Origin of the sequence: Pseudoxanthomonas sacheonensis (assembly GCF_031455975.1) — a bacterium.
In the GTDB taxonomy this organism is placed as follows: Bacteria; Pseudomonadota; Gammaproteobacteria; order Xanthomonadales; family Xanthomonadaceae; genus Pseudoxanthomonas_A; species Pseudoxanthomonas_A sacheonensis_A.
Genome location: NZ_JAVDTT010000001.1, coordinates 1137675 through 1161366 on the forward strand (window position 1 = coordinate 1137675; position 23692 = coordinate 1161366).

Below are 23692 nucleotides of genomic sequence, written 5' to 3' on the forward strand. Positions count from 1 at the left end.
GCCCTTACCTGTGCGGCCAGCCCGGCGATTTGTGATCAGCGGCTCACAAAACTCATTTGTGAGCTCGCGTTGGTCCAGGAAACGGTACCTGACCGGCACTTGCGCCACGGTCGAACGGCTATGCTTTGGCGGTCCGGGCCTCAACCACGCACAGTCGATTTGGCCGTTGGCGGCAGCCGCCGCCAAGTGCGGCAAACGAGACGTCACGACTTGCAGGTGTGCCCCGTTTGTCGCAGGATACGACTGTTGGATCGATCTAAATCGGATTGGTGACGCCTTGGATAAACCGCGCCGTATCACCCTGAACGACATTGCGCTCGCTTGTGGGGTTTCGCGCGCGACCGTGTCGCTGGTGTTGCGTCGCAGTCCGTTGGTGCACGCCAATATGCGCCGCCGGGTCGAGGCGGAAATGCAGCGTCAGGGCTACGTCTACAACCGCGCCGCCGCCAACCTGCGCCAGCGCGTGTCCACCACGGTGGCGCTGGTCATCAACGACTTGTCCAATCCGTTCTTCGCCGAGTTCGCTACCGGCGTCGACGAGGCGCTCGGCGCGAAGGGCTACGTCACCCTGCTCGGTAGCAGCAATGAGTCGCCTGCGCGGCAGCGTCAGCTGTTGGGATCGCTCATAGAGCATCATCCGGCCGGGATCATCCTGTCGCCGGCCGAAAACAGCGACGTCACCGATGTGGAAATGACGATCGGCCGGCACGCGCCGCTGCTGGTCTTCAACCGCGAACTGACCGGCACGCCGGATACGGGTTTCGAATACGACTTTCTTGGCCTCGACAATCGCGCCGGCGCGCGCGTGGCGACCAAGCGGCTATTGGAGTTGGGACATCGCCGTATCGCCTTCTATGGCGGTCACGCCAATTCCAGTTCCTGCCGCGAACGCCGTCTGGGCTACCAGGACGCGTTGCGCGCGGCGAGCATCCAGGTCGATCCGTCCTCGATGATCGAAACCGCGCCCACCCGCCTCGAAGCCAATGTGCATGCCGACGCATTGTTCGCCGTCGATGCGGCGCCCACCGCGGCGGTTTGCTACAACGACGCGGTGGCGCTGGGTCTGATGCTGGGGCTGGCCCGCCTGGGTCGCCAACCGGGCGTCGACTTCGCCGTTACCGGTTTCGACAATATCCCCGAAGCCGCAGTCGGCGTTCCGCCACTGACCACGTTGAACGCCGATCCGCGCGCGCGCGGGCGCCAGGCCGCCGAACTTCTTTTGCAGCGCGCTGCGGCGCCGTCGTCGCCGCGGCAATCGGTGATCGTGCCCGTGCAGCTGACCGAACGAGAGAGTACCCCGCATGCGCTCAGCGCCTGAGTTCCGCGATCCGCAACGAGTGGTAACCGATTGATGAGCGCCGCCAACGACACCATCCTCTGCTTCGGCGAAGCGCTGATCGACTTCCTCGCCGGCGAGCCCGTCGAAGGCCAAGCACGCACGTTCCGCCAGTTCGCCGGCGGCGCACCGGCCAACGCCGCGGTCGCGGTGGCGAAACTGGGCGGCCGCTGCGAATTCGTCGGCATGCTCAGCGAGGACATGTTCGGCGACTTCCTGTTGCACAGCCTGCGCGACGCCGGCGCCGGCGTACGCTACGTGCGCCGCACCGCTGCGGCCAATACCGCGCTGGCCTTCGTCTCGCTGGATGCGCACGGCGAACGCAGCTTCAACTTCTACCGTCCGCCCGCCGCCGACCTGTTGTTCCGCGACGCGGATTTCGACCCCGACTGCTTCGCCGCAGCCGGCATCTTCCATGCCTGCAGCAACAGCCTGACCGATGCCGACATCGCCGCAGCGACGCTGTCGGGCATGGTCCGCGCGCGTGCCGCCGGTGCGCTGGTCAGCTTCGACCTCAATTTGCGTCCTGCGCTGTGGCCAGACGCGGCGCCGCCTCTGCCCGTGCTTTGGCGCGCGCTCGAGGCCGCCGATCTGATCAAGCTGGCGCGCGAGGAGCTCGAATATCTGAAAGAAGGCCGCTTCGGCGACGACGACGTCGTTGCCCGCCTGCTGCGCACCGCGCGTCTGGTATTGATCACCGACGGCGCCGCGCCGATGCGCTGGTACGCGCGCGGACGCAGCGGCGAACTGCCGACGATCGATGTCAAGACGGTGGACACCACCGCCGCCGGCGATGCTTTCATCGGCGGTCTGCTGTCGCAGCTTCAGCGCGAAGGGGTCGATACGCGCACGTTCGATGCGTTCCTCGCCGATTCGACGGAACTCGAGCGCTGTCTGCGTTACGCCTCGGCCTGCGGCGCGCTGGCAGTGACCCGGCATGGCGCGTTCGCGGCGCTGCCGACGCATGCCGAAGCGATCGCGCTGCTCGGCGCAGCGGCGGTGGAAGCCTAGATGGAGCCGGCCGCCTCGCCGCTGCCGTTTATACCGTCGGCATTCGTGGCGAGAGAGGCATCGCTCATGTCCGCTTGGCGGCGCAGCGCAACGCTTCGACGAGGCGACGCACCTCGGCGGCATCGCTGCGGGTTTCGCCACCCGCCATGCCTAATGCGTCCGCCGGTGCGAATCGCATCCGCGAAGGCAATGCGCGCTTGGCCGAGGCATGGAATTCACGTGCGCCGGTCGCGGCCATGAGCGTTGCGATGTTGTCGGCGTCGATGCCCGCGCCCGGCATGATCTCGATGCGGCCGGCGGCCTGTTCGATCAACCGTCGCAGGTTGGCGCTGCCTTCTATTGCGCTGGCTGCGCCGCCGGAGCTGAGCACGCGCCTGAACCCGAGGCCGATGACCGCCTCAAGCGCTGCCATCGGGTCGCGGCAGACGTCGATTGCACGGTGGAAGGTGAGATCGACCCCGTCGGCGGCGGCGACCAGTTCCCGGCAACGCGTCACGTCGACGTCGCCATCCACGGTCAGTGCACCGACCACCACCCCATCGCAACCGGCGGCGGCGCAGTGGGCGATATCGGAGAGCATGGTCGCGTGCTCCTCGTCTCCGTATGCGAAGTCGCCAGCGCGCGGCCGCACCAGCACATGCACCGGGATGGACAAGCGTTCGCGCACCAGTGCGATCTGCGCCGGCGACGGAGTCAGGCCGCCTAGCTCCAGCGCCGTGCATAGTTCGATGCGCGAAGCGCCCCCTTCCTGCGCGGCCAGCGCCGAGGCGAGCGAGTTGGCGGCGATTTCGAGGACGTACGGCGCGCTCGCCTCGGCGCGTTGCTGTTCCGCTGATGCTCCTTTCACTACCTGCCGGCTCCCTATTCTGGTTCGGATTGCGAGAATGCCATCGCCAATGGCATTCGCTCGCGAAGACGTCCACGTTAGCACTGCTCCCGTTGCCCGGCCAATCGAGCCCGGCAGCGAAAACAACCTCCCCATCGAGAACAACCAATGAAACCGCTACGACTCGTATTGGCCGCGTTGCTGTGCGCGGCGCCACTGTCCGCCGTGCACGCCGAAGACCATGGCGCTTACGTGCCGGAAACCGACCCGTTGGTGGTGCGCAAACTGGAGCAATGGCAGGACTGGAAGTTCGGCTTCATGATGCATTGGGGTCCGTATAGCCAGTGGGGCGTGGTCGAGTCGTGGTCGATCTGCTCCGAGGACGTGGACTGGTGCAAACGTCCCGAGGGCGAGCCCTACGTCGACTACGTCAAGCGCTACGAACAACTGCCGACTACATTCAACCCGGTCAAGTTCGACCCGGAGCTGTGGGCGCGCATCGCCAAGGACGCCGGCACGAAGTACGTGGTTTTCACCACCAAGCACCACGACGGTTTCGCGATGTTCGACACACGGCAGAGCGATTACAGGATCACCGCGCCGAATGTTCCGTTCCACAGCAACCCGCGCTCCAACATCACCAAGGAAGTATTCGACGCGTTTCGCGCGCAGGACTTCGGCATCGGCGCTTATTTCTCCAAACCCGACTGGCATAGCGACGACTACTGGTCACCACGCTGGGCCACGCCGAACCGCCACAACAACTACGACACGCGCAAGCATCCGGACCTCTGGAAACGCTTCACCGACTTCACCCATGCGCAGGTCGGCGAACTGACTTCGCAGTACGGTCCGCTCGACATCTTGTGGCTGGATGGCGGCTGGGTGCGCCCGACCGACACCATGGACAACATTGCGGAGGGTAACGCCGGCGTGCCGTGGCCGCAGGACATCGATATGCCGGGCATGGCTGCGATGGCGCGTAAGAACCAGCCCGGCCTGATCGTCGTCGACCGCGCGGTGGGCGGGCGCTACGAGAACTACCGCACGCCGGAGCAGAAAATCCCCGACCAACCGCTGCCGTACCCTTGGGAGACCTGCATGACCCTGGGCGACTCGTGGTCGTACACACCGAACGACAACTACAAATCCTCGCGCAGCGTGGTGCAGATGCTGGTCGACGTGGTCGCCAAGGGCGGCAACTATCTGCTCAACGTCGGTCCCGACGCCAACGGTGAACTTCCTCCGGTCGCGGTCCAGCGCCTGCACGAAATCGGCACGTGGATGAAGGTCAACGGCGAAGCGATCTACGCCAGCCGATCCGTCGCCCCCTACCGCGACGGCAAGTTCCGTTACACGCGGCTGAAGGACGGCACCGTTTACGCGCTCTACCTCCCCGACGCCAATGAAAAGAAGTTGCCGGCGACGCTGCGCATTCCTGGCCCCGCACCCGTCGGCGGCGCGGAAGTGAAGCTGCTCGGCGACGACGCGCGGCTGGCGTGGCGTCGCGAGGGCGACACCACCGTGGTCGAGATCCCGGCATCGCTGCGCAAACAGACGGCCAACGCTTACGCCTGGGCTTTCCGTTTGCCCGGCGCGGCGCCCCTCGCCTTCGAAGGAAGCCCTGCCCTTTGATCACTTAGGTTCACCGGAAGGCCATGGTGAGGATGCGTAGCGCATCGCGGGACCTGGAGTCGTTAAGGGCGCTGTAGAGCATCACCTCCTGGTCAGGGATAGGCGGTAGCGCAAGGTTGCTGGCGACATCCACAGTGGCTACCGGTGCCGTACTTTTCGCCAGCAAAGCCACGGCCAGGCCTGCGGCCGCCGCAGCGCCCACGGCAGCGCCGCCTTTACCGATGAAAACTTCGCTCCAGGCAATACCGGACTTGTCGAGCGCACGCACCGCCATGGTTCGGATGCGGCAACTTTCGCCCTGCGTCGCGAGCGGCAGCGGCTGGCCGGCATAGGGCGTCCAGCCTGGCAGCGCGAACCAAGAGAAGGATTGGGCGAACACGGCCCTACCCCGCTTGCGCCCATCATCAGGGCGCAGTACCAGAGCCGCGTCGATCTCGCCTTGCTCGTAGGCCTGCATCAATTCGCGCGTCCCGGCAATGCGCAGCTCAATCAGCAGAGCGGGATCACGGTCCTTCAACTGGCGCAGCAATGCAGGTAGCTCGCCACCCACCAGCTGTTGACTGATGCCGATGGCCAGCCGACGAGGCTCGACCTCGAATGCGGCGGTGGCCCGGTCGTGAGCCGCCACCAGCTCGCGGGCCGCTTCCAGGAAGACCAATCCTTCCGCGGACAGGCGTACCTGTCGTGGCGTGCGCTCCAATAACCGGCGGCCGAGCTGTTGCTCCAGCCGCCGCAACTTGAGACTGATCGCGGACTGGGTGGTGCCCAACACGTCCGCGGCGCGGGTAAAGCTTTGCAGTTCTGCGGTGAGCGCGAACGCCCTGACCGCGGCTACGTCCAAGGTTTTCATGGGCTACAAAGATAAGGATTTGCAATGATTGATATATACACTAATGCCATATTCAAATGATAGGAGATGCACTACGGTTACTACCCGCACTCGCATTTAGGGAGAAACCGACTATGAGCACGATAGGTATTGGTCTAAGCGCATTGGCCGGCCTGAGCGGCTTGGCAATGGCCGCTCAAGCGACGGTCGAATCGCCTCTGCAAGGCACCTGGACGCTGGTGGCGGCGGATCGGATCTTGTCCAACGGCGAGCAGGTGCGCGATTACGGCGACAACCCCAAGGGCCGACTGATGGTCGACGCAGACGGACGCTATTCCCTGCAGATATTCAAGTCGGAGCGCCCGCGCTTCGAGGCAGCGGACAAGGCCGCGGGCAGAGAATCCGAATTCAAGGCCGCGGTGATGGGCTCCAGTACTCACTACGGGACTGTGGCAGTCGATGCGCACGAAGGCATTCTCACCTTCGCGATCGAGTCGGCCTCTTTCCCTAATTGGGAAGGCACCGTACAAAAGCGCAAGTACACCCTAAAGGATGGCGTACTGAGCTACCAGGTGCCGCCGCGTCCTGACGGAGGCATCCCGGTCTCGGTGTGGCGAAAGCAGGATTAGATTTTCCTCACGAGCCGTAGCCTAAGGCCATTTCATCTCACCCTTGGCGACCTTGGCGCTCAGTTCCAGCGAAGACACGCCAGCCAAGTCGGGATACCGCTGCTTCAGCGCTGCGATCAGCGCGTCGGCGTTCTTGGCCTTTGCCGTTTCCTCATCGAAGGCGCGGATGTAGTCGGCGGTGAAACGCACGGCATCCAGGTTCTGCGGCGAGCCTGGCTTGAAGTGGCCAGGAATCACAGCATCTGGTTTCAATGCGGCGATGCGGTCCAGCGTGGCCAGCCAGTCGGCGTGCGACTGCGGCGTCTGCGTATCGGCCATCCAGACGTACTCGCCGGCGAAGACGGAAATCCCTCCGAGCACGGTCTTGATGGAGGGGATCCAGACGAAGCTGCGATCCGGCGTGGGGCCATCGAGGCCAATGATCTCCAGTTGGTTCCCTTCCAACTCGATCTGGTTGCCCTGGATCGGCTCGGGAACGACGATCCGGCTGGGCGCGCCCGCGCCTAGCTTCGGTCCCCAGAACTGCAGCTTGCCTGCAGAGGTTTCCTTGATGTGGGCAATGGTCTGCGGGGTGGCGAGCACCCTCGCTTCCGGGAACGCGGTAGTCAAAGCCACCAGGCCGAAATAGAAATCCGGATCGCCGTGGCTGATATAGATCGTGGTCAGGCGCTTGCCCGAAGCCTTGATCAGATCGACCAGTTTCTGCGCGTCGACGGTGGAGAACTGCGCATCGACCAGCACCGCATCGTTGGCGCCGGTGATCAGCGTCGAGGACACCTCGAAGATGCCATTCGCACCGGGATTATAGACCTCGGTCTTCAGCGGTTGCAGGACGGGTTCGGGCGCGCTGGCCACCGCGGCCGTGGCTTCGGCTTCAGCATTGGCGGGAGTCTTTGCTGTGCATGCGCTGAGGGCGATGGCAATGGCGATCGCAATAGCTGCGCTTGAAGGACGAGCTTTCATGGTCTTTTCCTGGGGTTAGGTCTACGGAGATGGACGACCACAATAAGAGAATGAAATAGATCTAAAAACCGCGTATAAGTCGATTAACTGTTGCGTAAATCGATCAAATGGACCGGATCACCGCCATCACTGTCTTCGTCCAAGTCGCCGACCGCGGCAGCCTTACGGCCGCGTCCGAAGCGCTCTCCATGTCGCGCGCCATGGTGTCGCGCTACCTGTCCGAACTTGAGAATTGGCTAGGCGCGCGGGTCTTCCACCGCACTACCCGCCGTCTCAGCCTGACCCCCGCCGGGGAAGCGGCACTGTCGCGTTGCCGTACGATTTTGGAATTGGGCGAAGACATGCGTGCCGCCTTAGCCGATCCAGACGATGCGCCGCACGGCCGGATCCGCATCACTTGCAGCACCTCTTTCGGCCTCAGCCACCTGGCGGCGGCGGTAGCCGACTATGTGGCGCGCTATCCCGGCACAGCGGTCGACATGATGCTGATGGATCGCGCGGTGAATCTGGTCGAGGAGCGCATCGACCTGGCGATCCGTATCAGCGGCGAGCTCGACTCCGGGCTGATCGCGCGCAAGTTCTCTGTCTGCCGCTCGGTGCTGTGCGCCTCGCCGGCCTACCTCAGTACGCATGGCGTGCCGCTGCATCCCGAAGATCTGGCGATGCATAACTGCCTGACCCACCATTACGTCGGCAGAAGCCTGTGGCACCTCGAACGGGCCGGCCAGACCACGCCGGTTGCGGTCGGCGGCAACATCAGCGCCAACGAGGCCACCGCGTTGCTGCAAGCGGTAAGGGCCGACGCGGGCATCGCCATGCTGCCGACCTATCTGGTCTCGCCGTTGATCAGGAGGGGCGAACTGGTGGTCGTGCTGCCCGACTACGCCGTCGATAGCATGGGCATCTACGGCGTTTATACGTCTAGACGGCAGATGCCATTGATAGTGCGCAGCTTCCTGGATTTCCTCGCTGCCCGCTTCGGCGAAGAGCCGGAATGGGACCGGCTAATCGGGTAGAGCCCCGTCATGGCTTGCATGCCTCATGGACAGCGTCGTCCAGTTTGCGCAGAAGATCGAACGTCCTTTTCAGTCCTACCGAGATCAGCTTGGCCTCGCGACGCGCTTTGGCGGCATTGCATCTCTTGTCGGCGGCATCGATCGTATATCTCTTTCCGCCACGGTTGCCGGAATGTGCTCGACGCTCGCTTGCCGCACGTCCGAATTGCGCGAATTTCACCTCGCCCTGTCGACGTTTTTCCTGATTATGGCCAAGCTCCGCCACGGGCTCGGATTCCGGTACGGCATCCCACTGTTTCACCAGGCGCTGGCCAGCGTTGCAAGCTGCGGATTGATAGCTCACCTCCCTGCCCTTGACGCATTTATGAACCTGCTGCGCATTGCCCGTTGGCGCGATGAAAAACAACAACGACAGAATTGCGGCACGCATGTCCTGCTCCTCAGTCTGCATCGCCTGTCCGTAGGCGCTTGGCAATTTTATCGAAGCGCCAAGCTGACGCTGATGCGGATTGTTGGGCCGGATCCGTAGGACTTTCACCCTCATATCGGTAGGCGATGGCGGCAAGCGCCCTGCCCCGCATCGCGAGCGCGCATTCCTGCCGGGCCGCCTCGCATGGCCGGGGTGCGGTCCATTTCACAGATTCTTTGGTACTAGTGCTGGTAACGTTGAGTGCGCTTTGGGGAGCGGTCATGGGGTTGTTCAGTTACGCCGTGCTGCGCCCCGTAAAAAGCGTGACTGGTCATTCCCAGCGGAGGCGCGAGCGCCTCAGGACCATGCCGGGTGCCAGCCGCACCACAGCCCTTGTGTACCGCTTCCCCCGAAGCCGCTTCCCCCGGAGCGTTGATATCCATCCCCTGGAGCCCGCATGTCCACACCCACCCCTTTTGCCGCCGATTTCGAAGAAAAGGAGAGTCTTGCCACTCGCTTGGCGGAATCCGGTCGCCTCCCCGACAACCTGCTGCGCATGGGCATCCGCCGTCAATGCGCGCAACGTCTGAAAGACGAACGCAAAGGCGGTGCGGATGAAGTGTTCGCGCGTCAGCAGGCTTGGCTGGAAGGCTTGCGCAACAGCGATATCGCCACCGAGACGCAGACCGCCAATCGCCCGCATCACGAACTGCCGGCGGAATTCTTCCAGCTGTGTCTCGGTCGGCAGCTCAAATACAGCAGTTGCTATTGGGACGAAGCCACCACCAGCCTGAACATGGCCGAAGACCACATGCTGCGCCTGTACGGCGAGCGCGCCGAACTGGCCAACGGCCAGCGCATCCTGGAGCTGGGCTGCGGCTGGGGTTCGCTGACCTTGTGGATGGCCAAGCAGTATCCGGAGTCGAAAATCACCGCAGTCTCCAATTCGAAGATCCAGCGCGAATTCATCGAGGCCCGTTGCCGCGAGCGCGCCATCTTCAACGTGGAAGTCGTCACCGCGGACGTGAACAGCCTGCGCATGGAAGACGCAAGTTACGACCGCGTGGTGTCGGTGGAGATGTTCGAACACATGCGCAATTACCAGGAATTACTGTCGCGCATCGCCGGCTGGCTGGTGCCTGGCGGCAAGTTGTTCGTGCATCTTTTCTGCCACCGCGAGCTGCTGTACCTGTTCGAGGCCAAGGGCGAAGGCAACTGGATGGGACGGCATTTCTTCACCGGCGGACTGATGCCATCGGCCGACACCTTGCTGCACTTCCAGGACAGAATTTCGATCGAACAACGTTGGCTGTTGTCCGGCCAACATTACGAAAAGACCGCCAATGCCTGGTTGCAGAATCAGGATAACAACCGCGAGCAGGTGATGCGCGTGCTGCAAGGCGTCTACGGCATGGTCGACGCGCCAGTGTGGTACCAGCGCTGGCGCATGTTCTGGATGGCCTGCGCGGAGTTGTTCGGCTACGACAACGGCAACGAATGGATGGTGGCCCACTACCGCTTCAAGCGCTGAGCGGAAAAAATAGGCCGTGCGATCAGGTCCCGGGCAGGTCCTGGCTGACCTGATCCATTCCTTCCCATGGATCGTTGCGCAGCCTGGCCGCGCGCTGCAGCGCGCGCGCCATCGTGTACATGCCGGGCGCGTCGACCTTGGCGAGTTCTTCCCAGCGCAGCGGCATGGCGACCGTGGCCAACTCGCGCGCGCGCAGCGACCACGAACACACGCTGGTAGCTCCACGCCCGTTGCGCAGCCAGTCGACGAAGATCACCCCGTTGCGCTTGGCCTTGCTCATCGTCGCCACGTACTTTTCCGGCGAATGGGCAGCCAGCGCTTCGGCGAAGGCGCCGCAGAAGTCCTTGACCTCGTCCCAACCCGGCGCCGGGTTGATCGGTACGACAACGTGCAAGCCCTTGCCTCCCGAGAGCCGCAAGTAACTTTGCAGTCCTGCCTGTTCCAGGCGTTTACGGATGTCGCGCGCCGCGGATTTGACCTGGGGCCAGGTCACGCCGGGTCCCGGATCGAGGTCGAACACCATCCGGTCCGGCTTTTCGGGCGCCTCCACGCGCGAGCCCCAGGGATGGAATTCTAGGGAATTCATTTGCACCAGTTCCAGCAGTCCCGCCAGGTCCTCGATGTACAGGTAATCCTCGTTGCCGCTTTTTTGCTTGAGAGAAATCGCACGCACTGACTTGCCCAGCGCATCGCTGTGGTGCTTTTGAAAAAAACATTCTCCCTGCGCCCCGTCGGGGCAACGCACCAGCGACAGCGGTCGCCGCACAAGTTCGGGCAATAACCAGCGCCCCACCTGTCGGTAATAGTCGGCCACCTGCCCCTTGCTGATCTTCTCTTTCTTGTAGACCACGCGTTCGGGATGGGTAATGTTCACCTCGCCGCTGCCTGTGTCCAGATCCTTCATCCGCTTGTCCTCTCGCAATCGTTTGAAACTCGCCTGTCGCAATAGGCCTTCCTTGGCCCAGCCGCGGAAGGCGACTTCCACGACCACGACTGGCTTGACCCAGTGCACGCTGTGTGCCGAAAACGGTACATGCCGCGGCAGTTCGATGGACGCCTCGCGCGTCCGCAGTTTGGAAAGGGTCGCCTCCAGCGATTTCAGCGTCGCATCGTCGTACCCGGTGCCCACCCTGCCGACATATCGAAACGCGCCATGCTCCGGCTTGGCCATCAGCAGAGAGCCGAATCCGTTGCGCGAACCCTTCGGGGCGGTATAGCCAACCACGACGAACTCGTCGGTGTCCTCGTGCTTGACCTTGGCCCAGGCCGGACTGCGCGACTGGCTATAGGCCGAATCGATGCGCTTGCTGACGATGCCTTCCAGTCCTCTCTCTTTGCTCGCGGCGAACACTTCCTTGCCATGGCCCAGGATGTGTTCGCTGAAAGCCAGCACGCCCGGCTCGCTACCGACCAGTTCCTTCAACAGGCGCTTGCGTTCGACCAGCGCGCAGCGGCTCAGATCCACGCCTTCGATGCCGGGCATGTCGAACACCACGTAGCGCAGCGGCTGTTTCGAGGTTCCGTCTATGGCGCGCTGCAGCGCGCTGAAATCGCTACGGCCCTGCTTGTCTATTACTACCAGCTCGCCATCCAGCCGTACCTCCTTGACCGGCAGCGCTTCGACAGCGTGGGCCACTTCGGGAAAGGTTTCGGTCCAGTCCAGCTGGCCGCGCGAGCGCAGCTTGGCCTTGCCCTTGACCAGGTCGGCCATCATTCGGTAGCCATCCCATTTTATTTCGTGCAGCCAGTCCTCACCGGTGGGCGGCATTTCGCGGGTGCTGGCGAGTTGTGGAGAGAATCCGGTGGGATAGTCGCCCTTGCGCGCGCCTTCGATGAGCAGCGCGCGCTGCGACCAGCGTGCTTTGCCGGCAGGTTTTGGGCTCTTTTTCGCTTTGCCGGTGCTGGTGTTGACGCGGCTGCGTGCGGTCGGTGGCGGTTTCTTTCCCGCCTCCAGTTCGTCCGCATCGAGATCGGCAACGTATTCGTCGTCGCGCTTGATCAGCAGCCACTGTTTCTGTTTACCGCGCAGGTTGGTGCGTACCAGCTTCCACGCGCCGTTGAGTTTGTCGCCATGCAGGACGAAGTCCAGCTTGCCTGCGGCGATGGCTTCCATCGGATCTCCTTCGCTGGCCCATGTCCCATGATCGAAGACATCCACATGTCCGGCGCCGTAATTGCCTTCCGGAATATCTCCTTCGAACGTGGCATAGGCCAACGGATGGTCCTCCACTTCCACCGCCAATCGCTTTTCGCCCAGGCGGAAGGACGGGCCTTTCGGCACCGCCCAACTCTTGAGGGCGCCGTCGGCTTCCAGGCGGAAGTCGTAGTGCCGCGACCGTGCGTGGTGAAGCTGCACGACGAAGATCGGGCGCCGCGCCTTTGCGTTCCTCCCGCCCGATTCTGCGTCGGGCTCAGGCGTGTCGTCGAAGCGGCGCTTGCGGTGGTAATCGCGCAGCGACATCGATCAAGCCGACTTGCGCTTGGCCACCTTCTTGGCCGGAACCTTGGCCGCGGCCTTCTTGGCAGGCTTCTTGGTAGGCATCTTGGTATTTCTGGCTGCCTTCTTGGCTGGTGTGCGCTTCTTGCTATCCAGGCTCTTCTGCAGCAGCGACATGAAATCCACCACATTGGTGGCCGCGTCTTCCGGTTCTGCGCTGGATTCGACGATCTTGGTGGTGGCGCCTTTCGACTTCACCCGCTTCTGGATAATGGCCTGCAGACGCTCGCGGAACTCGTCGTGGTAGTCGTCCGGCGACCATTTTCCCGACATGGAAGAAATGAGCTGCTTGGCCATCTCCATTTCCTTGGGCGTGATCCGGTACTGGGAGGCCTTGCCAGTCGGCAGCTTGTAGTCCGCAGGATCCACCAGCTCCTGCGGATAGCGCAGCAGGATCAATACCAGCGCATCGTCCTCGGGCATGACCGCGCACAAGTACTCGCGGGTGCGGATGACCACGCGCGCGATTCCGATCTTATTGCTCGCCTTCAGGGTCTCGCGCAGCAGCACGTAGCCCTTCTCCGCTTTCTTGCCTGGAACCAGGACGTAGGGTTTTTCGTAATAGCGCTGGTCGATGCTGCCAGCGTCCACGAACGCCTCCACCTCCACCGATTCGTGGCTTTCGGGAGCCGCGGACTGGATGTCCTCCTTTTCCACGGTGACGTAGTTTCCCTTGGAATACTCGAAGGCTTTGACGATGTCCTTCCAGGGGACTTCCTCGCCGGTCTCGGCATTGACGCGTTCGAAACGTATCGGATTCTTGTCGCGGGAATCCAGCATGCGGAAATGCAGGTCCACCTTGCGTTCGCCGGACATCAGCGAGACCGGGACGTTGAGCAGGCCGAAAGATAGCGTGCCGGTCCAGATGGGTCGTGCCATGGAGGTCTCCTTTGAAGAACGGCTCGCAGGTACTCAAGCCAACCAGGAATCGATACCGCTGCGGCCGTTATACAAGCGTGAGGAAGCGCGATTCTGCTTCACCCGCGGTTTCTCAAAGCCGCGCATCATGCGAGGCATTCTTCCAAGGAGCCGCAGGGATGAAACTCGCAAAGACATTCAACAGGCTGGCCCAGACCACCGCCAAATTCACCGGCAATCCGCTGTGTTTCTGCCTGGTTGCGGCGCTGGTGCTGATATGGGCGCTCACCGGCCCCTTGTTCGACTTCAGCGAAGGCTGGCAGTTGGTGATCAACACCGGCACGACCATCATCACTTTTCTGATGGTGTTCCTGATCCAGAACACACAGAACCGCGACACCGAAGCCATGCAGATCAAGCTGGACGAGTTGATCTTCGTCAGCCGGATGGCCAACAACGAGCTGCTGGATCTGGAAGAGCTGGAAGAAGCCGAGCTGGATCGCCTGCGTCAGCGCTACGAAGACATGGCCAAGCAGGCGAAGGCGCAACGCGCGCGCAAGCTTGCCGGCAAGCGATCCGGCGAATCATGATCGCCATCGGTAGTTTCCTTCTTCGGCTCAGAACGTCACCGGGACGCGCACCGTGAAATTCAGATCCGGGGTATCGCGGGTCAAGCCTGCGCCAAGGGCGACGTTCAGCGACACCTGATCGTTGAAACGATAGGTTCCTCCCAGCAACAGCGTGGCCAGGGTGACGCGTACCGCGCCCGCCACGTCTTCGCCGTTCTGTTTTGTCTTGCCGATGATGTTCTGGTCGTAGCCTATGCTGATCGCGGCCTTCTCGTTGAGCGCCAGGCCCATACCCAGGTTGAAACCGATGATGTCGCCGGCTTCGACATCGCCCAGGAATTCCTTCTGCCCGCCTATGACCGTGCGCGAGACATCGCTGCGCTTGAAGTTATGCAGGTAACTCAGGCTGCCGAAGAAGACCACGGGGTCGGACGGAAACAGCCAGGTAATGCCCGGCTGGAGGGCATTGAAGCCGCTTCCGGTGGGCAGTTCCATGGGAAGACCGGTGCCGGTGGTATTGCCGATACAGCGGGTGACGCAGTCGGTGGTCACCTCGAACAGATCTGTGCCGGTGCGGCTCTTGTAACGCAGCCAAGCGACGTAATAAGGCTTGTCCGGGCCTCCTTGATTGAGTTGGTAGCGGGCGGTCACTTCCACATCGCCCATACCGCTTCCATTGGCATTGAACACCCGATCCACCGCCGTACCGGTGAAGATCTCGCGGCTAACCGTATCGCTGTTGATGTAGACGTAAGGCAGCCTAGCTTCCATCTCGAAGCGGTTGCCCATGCCGTAGCGGGCGGTCAGCACGGCGGTCGCCGAGGTGGTCTTCACCTGGCGCACATCGATCAAGCCGATCAGCAAGGCCGGGATGATGGTGTAACCGACCAGGGCGACGCGATCATTGGAAGAGTATCCGTACTGCAGTCCGGGTTCCAGCACCAGCGTGCCGGAGGGAGTCAGCACACCGGGTTGATCGAAGATCTGCGCCACCTCGGGCGGCCTGCTCTGAGATTCGGGCGCCTGCCCCACAGGTTGCCGAGCCGGTTGCTGCGCACTGGACTGCGCATAGGCGGGTACTTGCATGGCTCCCGCCGAAAGCGCCGGTGCAGGCAAGCCACGGGCGCGCGCATTGGCCAGCAGCTCCTCATTCAGCGCCTGCTGCAGCTGCGAGAGGTTCCGCTCCTGCGTCTCGATGGAATTGCGCATGTCGTCGAGCTGGCGCGACTGTTCGTTGATCTGCCTTTGTAGCCCGTCGAGCTTCGACTCATCGCCTGCCGCGACCAGCTCCTGTGCCCGGAGGGATCCACAGATCGCCATCGCCAAGCAGGCCATGGGCAGTAGCGGAAAATGAGTCAATTCCTTTCGTTTCATGCGCTGTCCCCTGTAGTGGGCGCTCAGGGCGATCCTGGCGAAGTGATGAGTGCGTTGTGCAACGCGTCGTAGCTGTTGAGTTCCTGCAGCATTCCCAAGGTGTCCACGCCTACGTTCAACGTAGTCAGAGCGCTGATGTCCTGTCCGTCGAGCGTGTTCTGGATCACCAGCGCGTTGCCGCCGGCGCCAGGACCGATACGGTTGCCTTCCCCTATCTGCACTACCCTGCCTTCGTTGATGGCAGCCAGCGCACTGGCCTGGTCGGCGGTCATGCGTCCCAGGTCGGGGATCTGCAAGGTGGCGCTGGCGACGAGTTGCCCATTGACGTAGACCAGGCGCTCGATGCCGAACGAAAGCGAAAGTCCGGACGGCATCAACAGGCCGCCCCTCATATCCGCCAATCGCGCCGGATCCACGGGCACCCATTCGTCGCCGAGAAGAGTGGGCGACTCGGCACTGACCTGCCCTCTTGCGGAAAATGGCAGGCACGCGCTTACGGAGAGCGCGCATAAAGAAACGAAACCGGCGATCGTGTTCATGGCTCAGATGTCTCCCGGTCCACGTCGGGGCATGGCGATATTGCGCAGCCCTTCGCGCTGGATGCCCATGTCCAGCGGAGCTGGTGGTGCGGTGCGCCAATCGCGTGTCTGGTTGAAGCGTGCGATCTCGCGCCGGTTGTGGATCACGAACAGCACCCGGTTGTCCCACAAGGCCTCGAAGCGTGCGCGCGACATCGCGCGCGTGCCACGCGCCGGATCGCCCAGCAGCACGCGACCGTTGCGCAGGCCTTTGACCACGACGAAATGCCGATAGCCGCGGTCGTTCAACAATACGATCGCAGGTACGCCTTCTTCGGCCAGCTTATCCAGCGGCAACTCGAATCCGTCCGCCTCGAAACCCTGCGACTGCAGGTAACGCCGCATGTCCAGCATGGAAAAGCCTTCCTTGCGGATCTTGACCTGGTCGCCATGGGTGTACATCTTCACGAAGACCTGCTCTTCGTTCACCGGCACTCCGTACTGATAGCTCAACAGCGTAGCCGTGGCCGCAGATCCGCAACTGAAATCGTATCGTTGAGGCACGGTCGTTCTGAACCGTGCCTCCTTCAAACTGGTGATACGCAAATCGTAGCTGCCGCCGTACGGTGCGCGTACATCGATTCCACCCGCAAGCACGGGCACGGCCCATGCCAACGATAGAACCGTGCCCATGACCAGGGATCCGATCCTGATCATGGCGACGGCGGCGCCACGAACTGTACGTTCACAACCATTCCGTTCTGGATCAGCACGTTGCTGCCGCTGTTCTGGATCACCGTGTTGATGCCGTTGGCGTTGGTGAAAGCCCCATCGCTGATGGCATTGGCGCCGCTGACGATATGGTCGGCGGTGTTGCCTTCGACGGTGCCGTCTATCAGCACGTCGTTGTCGACCGTGCTCTCTCCGCCTCGCAGCCGTTCCAGTTCTCCGGCATCGACAGGAATTCCGATACCGGTGTCGCTGGCTTCGGTCGACGCCGCCGGCATGGGTTCTTCACCGAAAAGCATGGCGTTAGCGAATACGATCGTGCCGGCGTCCGTGTAGGTCGCCGGAAGCGGAGCGGCGTCATGCCCCTGTACAGACGCCTCCATGGTGCCGGCAACGCATGGACTAGCCGCCACGGCGCAAGCCAGCAATGAAATAAAGCGATTGATGCGCATGGTGATTCCTCCCTTGCCATCCTTGTCATGCGTTCCGCACGCGCTTGCCGCCTCTACCGGCGCGGTCGCGCGTGATGCGCCGGGCCGCCGTAACGGCCCGGTGCATCGCTGCGAAGCGCTTACGGACCTACGGTCAGATTGGCCTGCACGGTGAGGCCTTGCTGGATCAGCGAAGCTGCGCCGCTGTTCTGCGCCGCTACCATGATGCCCGCCGCCGATTGGCCAACGCTGGTCATGTTGTTGGACATGTCGAAGGCGCCCGCGTCGTTGGCGACCGATCCGCCGTTTCCGCCCGCACCGCCGACCGCTCCGTTGCCGACGCCGCCGTTGCCGGTGCCGCCGTTGCCGTCGCCGCCCACGCCGCCTTCGGCGCCCATCGCGCCGACTGCGCCATCGCCGGCAGTCGCATCGCCATTGGTCGCGCTTGAGGACGCGCCGCCGTTGGTGGCATCGCCGTTGGTGGCCGAACCGCCGTCGCCGCCGTTGCCCGCCGTGCTGGCCACGTCACCGCTGTTGCCGCCGGTGCCCGTGCCATCGCCGCCGGTAGCGGTCGCCGAACCAGCAGTGCCCGCGCCGCCGCTGGCCGTGCCGGATCCGCCGGTACCGGTGCCATCGCCGGAAGTGCCGTCGCCGCCGGTGCCCGTGGCATCGCCACTCGTGGCGCTACCCGCACCGCGTTCGCGCACTCGCCCACTCCAAGCACCGCCATCGCCGCCGCCCGCTGCGCTCAAACCGCCGCCATCGCCGCCGCCGGCATAGCCGTCGCCGCCGCCCGCTGCACTCAGGCTGCCGGCATCGCCGCCGTCGCCATCGCCGTCGCCGCCGCGTCCGCTATCGTTGTGATCGGAACGACCGCCACGGCCGCCGTTGCCCGCGTTCGCATCGCCGATCCAGGCGCTGCCATTGCTGGAATCGCCAGCCGATGCACTACCGTTGTTGGCATCGCCACCGGAGCCGCCGCTGCCGCCGTCTCCGCCGTTTCCGCCATTGCCACCGTAGCCATCGCCACCGTTGCCCTCACCACCGTAGCCGTCACCGCCTGCGCCGCCTCTGGCACCATTGGCGTCGCCCCAATTGTTGGCGACATTGCCGATATCGTGCACGCGCACATCGGTGACATAACCATTGAGCTTGGTCGTGGCTATGGCCTTGCTGTGGTTGAAGGAATTCGAGAAGGTGGCTGTGGCCGTTCCGCCGTTATTGGCGGCGGCTGTGCCGTAACCGTCCGCATAAGCGACGCCATTCGCGCTGTTGTCGCTGTTATCGCTATTGTCGCTATTGTCGCTGTTGTCACTGTTATCGCTGTTGTCTGTAAGAGTGATCGTGTCGATCGCTACTTGCACATTTTCACCAGCGCCGTTTTCGGTGTTTTCCGCGGCAAACGCCTGACCGCCCAATCCCAGGCCAAGCGCGACCGCCGTTGCGATCAAGGTCTTCTTCGTACTCATCTCCATTCTCCTGACACGTCGGCCTGACACCCAGGGGAGGCGTCAATAAAGCGACGGTTCGTCGCATTAACAACGCGATTTGTTATGAGTGCGCTTGCAATGTGTGAAGAAAAACTAATGATTGAAGACTGCGAAAAGCTGGTCCAGCGGTTTGTATTCGCGATTACATAAAAGTTTGCCAATAACGCAGCAAAAATCCGCCACCGGACAAACGCAGCGGAAAATCCTAAAAAACGACATCGAAAAGACGGCTCATCGGGGTTAACAAAAAAGTCGGGGTGCGAATTCAGAGCGCCCGCTTTTTAGGTATGTTTCAGGCCGGAAAACACGCCCGATTGCGCAGCCTCAACCCGGCAGCGGCCAGGCCGATTGGCCTATCCGCCAGCCCGCCAATACGGCGATCAGGCCTAGCGCCACATGCAGGAAAACGGTCAGCCCCAACCACGCCCACCGTTCCGCACGGACCAGATGCAGCAAGTCCAATCCGAACGCGGAAAAGGTGGTCAGGCCACCCATCAAGCCCGTCAGCAGCAGGGCACGCCAGAAATCGGTTTCGTTGCGTTGCAGGATCCAGACCAGCGCCAGGCCGGCGAAAAAACAGCCGACGACGTTCACCGTCAAAGTGGAAACGGAAAACGCGTGCTGCGCCGATCTGGGCAGCAGCAGATTCACGCCATGGCGCAACAGCGCACCGGCGGCGCCACCTACCGCGACCGCCACGGCCTGCATAAAAGGCGTACTCATGCGTCGGACCTCTTGCCGCCGCGCGGCTTGCGGACGCTGTCGCGTTGCGCTTCGGTGCGAGCGGCGCGCAAGCGGTCGATCTTTTCTTTCAGCTTGATCTCCATGCCCCGCTCCACCGGTTCGTAGTACACACGTTCGCCCATCGCATCGGGGAACGCGGTCTGGTCCAGAGCGATGCCGCCCTCGGCGTCATGATCGTATTGATAACCGCTGCCGTAGCCCAGTTCCTTCATCAGCTTGGTCGGCGCATTGCGCAGATGGATGGGCACGTCCTGGGTACCGTATTCGCGCACGTCGCGCTTGGCCGCGCCGAAAGCGACGTATCCGGCATTGGACTTGGCGGTGCTGGCCAGGTAGATCGCCAATTGCGCCAAGGCGAGCTCGCCTTCGGGGCTGCCGAGGCGATCGTAGGTTTCCCAGGCTTCGATAGCCATCTGCAGCGCACGCGGATCGGCCAGGCCGACGTCCTCCACCGCCATACGGGTCATGCGCCTGGCCAGGTAACCGGGATCGCAGCCGCCATCCAGCATTCGGGTAAGCCAGTACAAGGCCCCATCGGGGTTCGAGCTGCGCACCGATTTGTGCAACGCCGAGATCTGGTCGTAGAACTGTTCGCCACCCTTATCGAAACGGCGGGTGCGGTCGGCGAGCACCTGCAGCAGGGTTTGCTCGGTGATCAGGCCGCCTTCTCCCAGCGCCAGTTCGGCGGCGATTTCCAATAGAGTCAAAGCGCGACGCACGTCGCCGTCGGCGGCGCCGGCAATTTCGCGAAGAGAGTCTTCGGATACCTCGATACCCTGCCCGCCGAGCCCGCGTTGTTCGTCGTTCAAGGCGTGGCGCATCGCCTCCATGATGTCGTCCCTGGACACCGATTCCATCACATGCACGCGGCATCGCGAGAGCAGCGCGGAGTTCAATTCGAACGAAGGATTCTCGGTGGTCGCACCGACGAAGATGATGGTTCCGCGTTCGATATGCGGCAGGAACGCATCCTGTTGGGCCTTGTTGAAACGATGCACCTCGTCCACGAACAGCACGGTGTGGCGCCCCTCGGCGAAACGGTGCGCGGCTTCGGCCAGCACTTGCCGCACTTCGGGCAACCCCGACAGCACCGCGGAGATCGCCTTGAATTCGGCATCGGCGTATTTGGCCAGCAATAGCGCCAGCGTGGTCTTACCGCAACCCGGGGGGCCCCACAGGATCATCGAATGCACATGGCCCGACTCGACCGCGCGGCGCAGCGCGCTGCCCGGGGCGAGCAATCGGCGCTGGCCGACCATTTCGTCCAGCGTACGGGGCCGGATGCGCTCGGCCAGCGGACGCATCGCAGTGCGGTCCACACTGAGCAGATCGGGCTCGTCGGTCAGTTTGGTCTTGGGCTTCGCCACCCGGACATTCTAGCCGTCAGGGAGTCGCAGGCGACGCGAAGGCCGTAGGTCGGGGCCACGTCCCCGACGGGTTTGGCGCGGAAAGGTCGTCGCTCCGCTCGCCCCTCATCCGCCCTCTCGTATCAAGTGCGGGGCAGGCTGTTCGGGCACCTTCTCCCGCAAGGGGAGAAGGCTTAAACGGTTAGATATCGCCGACTACGTCCACGCCTTTGGCCGGGGTGTACTTGAAGGTGGTGCCGGCGAATGCCGGATTGCGTTTCCAACCGCTGAAGCTGATCTTGGTGCTCTGTCCGACGGCATCGAGCACTTCCATCCGGCTCAATCCGCCCTTGCCGAAGCCCAAGCGTGCGGACTGGAAGCTCGCGTCGCCTTCGCTCTTGGGGGTCAGGGTCAGCCACTGCAGGCCGTCGGCGTTGCCGGATTCCTTGACGTTGAACTGTTGATCCAGTTTGGCCGGATCGATCAGCGCCGACAGCGGACTGTTCTGCTCCTCGCTGCCTTGATCGCGCACGGTGACCTGCTGCAGATCGGGATCGTAGACCCACACTTTTTTGCCGTCGGCGACGATCAACTGCGGGTACGGCTTGGCGTATTCCCAGCGAAACAGGCGCGGTGCGGACAGCGCCACCCGACCGCTGGAGGTTTCCTTGAGCTTGCCTTTGGCGTCGTAGACCTGTTGGCTGAACTGCCCGTCCAGGCCCTTGAGGCCGGAAGCGAAGGACTTGAGTTCGTCGCGGGCGCCGGCGACCGCGTTGCCGGCGAGCAGCGCCGTGCCGAGGAACAGCAGTTGGAGGGACTGTTTCATGGGGAGTCCTTGGATGACTATTGGTGCTCAGTGTCGCGAGATGAAGCTGAACACGTGCCGATCCGCCCGATCTTCGCTGAACCGCGCAGAATCGCGGGGCCGCAAAACCCGGCCGTGCAACGGCAGGCGTCGACGCTACGGCGCTTCATTGACCACCTGCGCGGTTTTCAAGTCCCCGTACACGATCTGCGCGCGGAATCCGCGGCGGACGTACTGGTAAAGCTCGCGGAACGCGGGATAGTCGCTGGAAAGGCACAGCTTGTCGGCGCCGTGGATGGCGTTGAGGCTGAGGCGATGCGTGGCGATCACCTCCTGCCCTTCCCGCTTCCAACTCGCCTCGTATTCGCCCGCCGCGTTGCTGAAGCGGCTGCTGCGCGGAATGGCGATGATGGGGACCGTCGCTGGAAATTTCAGGGTATAGGTCTCTTCCCGCAGGCTGTCGTTGCAATAGAACGGAGTGGCGTTAGCTTCGCTGGAAGCGGTGGCGTAGATGCCGCGCATGGAATCGGCGCCCGGCGGATCCGGCAGGGTCATTCCACCGACCACGCTGAAATCGACGTAGTCGGTGGCGTCGAAGGCGAACGAATAACCGAATGGCTTGCGCAGGTCGTCGACATCTCCTTCCAGTTTCAGGCGTCCTACGCCGTTGAAGCCGGAGGCGGACATGATGGATTCTTCGACGCGCGGCCGGTTTTGCGAGGTCAGCTGCGCGAACATGCCGCGCAGGCCGATTTCGCCGGAAGCGCTGCCGTCCTGGCGGGTGCGTCCGCTGACATCGCCGTTGGCGCCGAAGGTGTAGACGCTATCTGCCCGATAGGCATTGACGGCAGGCCCATTGGGGGGCGTGCGAGAGAGCTTTCCGTCCACCGTGTGCACGACCGGCGCGCCCAAGTCGCTGGCGGGCAATTGGCCGAAGCGTGCATAGGGGCTGGTGGAATCCAGATACAGATCGAATTCCGGCAGGTAGTTGATCGCGTGGTTGAAGCGGCCCAGTACCGCGATCGCCGGCAAGGTCGGGCCGCCGCCGGCCCCGATCAGCACCGGCGTGCTGGCGATGCCTTTGGCGGCCAGCAGCGCTTCCAGAATCACGGTGTGATCCTTGCAGTCGCCATAACGGTTGGCGAGGATGCTTTCCGCCGAATTCGGTTCCAGTCCACCGTTACCAAGATAGACGGCTACGTAGCGGATGTTCTTGGCGACCCATTCGTAGATCGCGGAGGCCTGTGCGCGACGATCGCCGATGCCCTTGGTGATGTCGTCGGCACGCGCCTGAACATTCGGCGTGAGCTTGGCCGCTTCGGCGCCCTTCAATTGGTAGGCGCGGCCCATCGCCGAGAAGTCGGGATAGGTGCTGGCCATGACGGTGGGGCCGTATTCCCAGCCGGCCGCGGTCCAGTTCTGGTTCTGCATCGGCGTTTTTCGGCTGTAGGTCCACGACCAGCGCGCGGTATCGCCTTCGATCCTGGGGCGGTCGCTGCCTTGCACGTCGCGGGTGTACAGGTGCATGGGCAGGTTCTTGGGCGCGGTCAGGGTGATCTTCGCGTCGTCGTACTGGGTGAACAGGCTCAGGTTTTCCCACAGACCGAAATAACCGGGGAAATACGGAGTGTTCTGGCTCTGCCGGTAGCTATAGACCAGTCGCGTGCCGGGCGAGAGGTTGGGAAAAACGATGACTTTGACCTTGCGGTCCGCATACATGGCGGCCGAGGCGCTGGAATAGCTTTCTTGGGTGTAGATCTTGTCGGCGGGCACGTCGTGGCGCGTGCCGTCGGGAGCGATGGTGTAGGCAGCGATGACTTCCAGCGACTCCATCTTCTCGCTGTAGCTCAGGCGCACCTGGCTGAAGTTGTCCACGCCGGCCTTGGTCTTGATCAGGATTTCGTATTCGTTGGTCTCGACGCTGGTGGCGTCCGCCTTCACTTCGTAGTCGGCGCGGTAGCGGACGAAGCTGAAGCTGTTGACGGGCTCCTGCGTTGCGGCCGGCTGCGGTTCCGCCGGAGGAGTCGTCTGAGTCGTGCTGGCAGGCTCCTGCGCAAGGCAGACGACAGGGGAAAAGACGATCAATAGCAGTGCAGCGATTCGTTGCATGCGTGGTTCCGGTTATTCGAGGGATTGCTGCGGGGGC

At 62.9% G+C, this 23692-nt stretch carries 22 protein-coding genes; 8 read left to right on the forward strand and 14 right to left on the reverse strand.

From position 1 onward, the window contains the following. Window positions 1–250 precede the first annotated feature (250 nt). Together J2W94_RS05120 and J2W94_RS05125 are read left to right on the forward strand one after the other, a co-directional pair. Window positions 251–1318, forward strand: a complete 1068-nt coding sequence (locus tag J2W94_RS05120; RefSeq protein ID WP_430540565.1) for a LacI family DNA-binding transcriptional regulator — start codon at window positions 251–253, stop codon at window positions 1316–1318. Between the two features lie 33 nt (window positions 1319–1351). Beyond that, the gene (locus J2W94_RS05125) at window positions 1352–2347 is read left to right on the forward strand and encodes a carbohydrate kinase family protein (RefSeq protein ID WP_310090776.1); all 996 of its coding nucleotides are present in this window, start codon (window positions 1352–1354) and stop codon (window positions 2345–2347) included. A 64-nt stretch (window positions 2348–2411) separates the two neighbouring features. Here the strand turns inward: J2W94_RS05125 and J2W94_RS05130 are convergent, their stop codons facing one another. Continuing rightward, window positions 2412–3194 (reverse strand): copper homeostasis protein CutC, encoded by a 783-nt coding sequence (locus J2W94_RS05130; protein WP_310090778.1) that lies wholly within the window; start codon window positions 3192–3194, stop codon window positions 2412–2414. Between the two features lie 147 nt (window positions 3195–3341). Between J2W94_RS05130 and J2W94_RS05135 the strand changes: the two genes are divergently transcribed. Next, entirely contained in the window at window positions 3342–4808 is a 1467-nt protein-coding gene (locus J2W94_RS05135) for an alpha-L-fucosidase (RefSeq protein WP_310090780.1), read from the forward strand. Window positions 4809–4818: 10 nt separating this feature from the next. Here J2W94_RS05135 and J2W94_RS05140 read toward each other — a convergent pair whose 3' ends face one another. Next, window positions 4819–5658 (reverse strand): LysR family transcriptional regulator, encoded by an 840-nt coding sequence (locus J2W94_RS05140; RefSeq protein WP_310090783.1) that lies wholly within the window; start codon window positions 5656–5658, stop codon window positions 4819–4821. A gap of 113 nt (window positions 5659–5771) precedes the next feature. Here J2W94_RS05140 and J2W94_RS05145 point away from each other — a divergent pair, with 113 nt between their 5' ends. Beyond that, window positions 5772–6266, forward strand: coding sequence for a lipocalin-like domain-containing protein (locus J2W94_RS05145; RefSeq protein ID WP_310090785.1), 495 nt, complete (start codon window positions 5772–5774; stop codon window positions 6264–6266). 21 nt (window positions 6267–6287) lie between these two features. Here the strand turns inward: J2W94_RS05145 and J2W94_RS05150 are convergent, their stop codons facing one another. Continuing rightward, on the reverse strand, window positions 6288–7229 hold the full coding sequence (locus J2W94_RS05150) for an MBL fold metallo-hydrolase (protein ID WP_310090787.1): 942 nt from the start codon (window positions 7227–7229) through the stop codon (window positions 6288–6290). Between the two features lie 107 nt (window positions 7230–7336). On the opposite strand from J2W94_RS05150, the gene J2W94_RS05155 reads away from it, so the two are divergent. From J2W94_RS05155 to J2W94_RS05165, 3 genes are all read left to right on the forward strand, one after another. Further along, window positions 7337–8245 (forward strand): LysR family transcriptional regulator, encoded by a 909-nt coding sequence (locus tag J2W94_RS05155; RefSeq protein WP_310090789.1) that lies wholly within the window; start codon window positions 7337–7339, stop codon window positions 8243–8245. A 25-nt stretch (window positions 8246–8270) separates the two neighbouring features. Next, window positions 8271–8774, forward strand: a complete 504-nt coding sequence (locus J2W94_RS05160; RefSeq protein ID WP_310090791.1) for a hypothetical protein — start codon at window positions 8271–8273, stop codon at window positions 8772–8774. A 337-nt stretch (window positions 8775–9111) separates the two neighbouring features. Continuing rightward, window positions 9112–10185 (forward strand): SAM-dependent methyltransferase, encoded by a 1074-nt coding sequence (locus J2W94_RS05165; protein ID WP_310090794.1) that lies wholly within the window; start codon window positions 9112–9114, stop codon window positions 10183–10185. Between the two features lie 22 nt (window positions 10186–10207). Here the strand turns inward: J2W94_RS05165 and ligD are convergent, their stop codons facing one another. Both ligD and J2W94_RS05175 read right to left on the reverse strand, forming a co-directional pair. Further along, on the reverse strand, window positions 10208–12646 hold the full coding sequence (gene ligD, locus J2W94_RS05170; protein WP_310090796.1) for a DNA ligase D: 2439 nt from the start codon (window positions 12644–12646) through the stop codon (window positions 10208–10210). Between the two features lie 3 nt (window positions 12647–12649). After that, on the reverse strand, window positions 12650–13561 hold the full coding sequence (locus J2W94_RS05175; protein WP_310090798.1) for a Ku protein: 912 nt from the start codon (window positions 13559–13561) through the stop codon (window positions 12650–12652). Between the two features lie 158 nt (window positions 13562–13719). On the opposite strand from J2W94_RS05175, the gene J2W94_RS05180 reads away from it, so the two are divergent. Next, window positions 13720–14130 carry a low affinity iron permease family protein gene (locus J2W94_RS05180; protein ID WP_310090800.1) on the forward strand — a complete coding sequence of 137 codons (411 nt, stop codon included), beginning with the start codon at window positions 13720–13722 and terminating at the stop codon, window positions 14128–14130. A 27-nt stretch (window positions 14131–14157) separates the two neighbouring features. Here J2W94_RS05180 and J2W94_RS05185 read toward each other — a convergent pair whose 3' ends face one another. The 9 genes from J2W94_RS05185 to J2W94_RS05225 form a co-directional block, all read right to left on the reverse strand. Next, window positions 14158–15483 carry an acetate kinase gene (locus J2W94_RS05185; RefSeq protein WP_310090802.1) on the reverse strand — a complete coding sequence of 442 codons (1326 nt, stop codon included), beginning with the start codon at window positions 15481–15483 and terminating at the stop codon, window positions 14158–14160. 23 nt (window positions 15484–15506) lie between these two features. Beyond that, entirely contained in the window at window positions 15507–16022 is a 516-nt protein-coding gene (locus J2W94_RS05190; protein WP_310090804.1) for a hypothetical protein, read from the reverse strand. Between the two features lie 3 nt (window positions 16023–16025). Beyond that, window positions 16026–16694: a C39 family peptidase gene (locus J2W94_RS05195; RefSeq protein ID WP_310090806.1), complete on the reverse strand. Its 669-nt coding sequence runs from the start codon at window positions 16692–16694 to the stop codon at window positions 16026–16028. Window positions 16695–16714: 20 nt separating this feature from the next. Beyond that, window positions 16715–17182, reverse strand: a complete 468-nt coding sequence (locus J2W94_RS05200) for a hypothetical protein (protein ID WP_310090808.1) — start codon at window positions 17180–17182, stop codon at window positions 16715–16717. A gap of 119 nt (window positions 17183–17301) precedes the next feature. Further along, on the reverse strand, window positions 17302–18630 hold the full coding sequence (locus J2W94_RS05205; protein ID WP_310090810.1) for a hypothetical protein: 1329 nt from the start codon (window positions 18628–18630) through the stop codon (window positions 17302–17304). A 345-nt stretch (window positions 18631–18975) separates the two neighbouring features. Further along, window positions 18976–19374: a fluoride efflux transporter FluC gene (locus J2W94_RS05210; RefSeq protein ID WP_310090812.1), complete on the reverse strand. Its 399-nt coding sequence runs from the start codon at window positions 19372–19374 to the stop codon at window positions 18976–18978. Beyond that, window positions 19371–20699 carry a replication-associated recombination protein A gene (locus tag J2W94_RS05215; protein WP_430540566.1) on the reverse strand — a complete coding sequence of 443 codons (1329 nt, stop codon included), beginning with the start codon at window positions 20697–20699 and terminating at the stop codon, window positions 19371–19373. The genes J2W94_RS05210 and J2W94_RS05215 overlap by 4 nt, the downstream gene beginning before the upstream one ends. 244 nt (window positions 20700–20943) lie before the next feature. Next, window positions 20944–21567, reverse strand: coding sequence for an outer membrane lipoprotein chaperone LolA (gene lolA, locus J2W94_RS05220; protein ID WP_310090816.1), 624 nt, complete (start codon window positions 21565–21567; stop codon window positions 20944–20946). Between the two features lie 135 nt (window positions 21568–21702). Further along, a complete protein-coding gene (locus J2W94_RS05225; RefSeq protein WP_310090818.1) occupies window positions 21703–23655 on the reverse strand; it encodes a DUF3857 domain-containing protein in 1953 nt (650 codons plus the stop codon). Window positions 23656–23692: the final 37 nt, after the last annotated feature.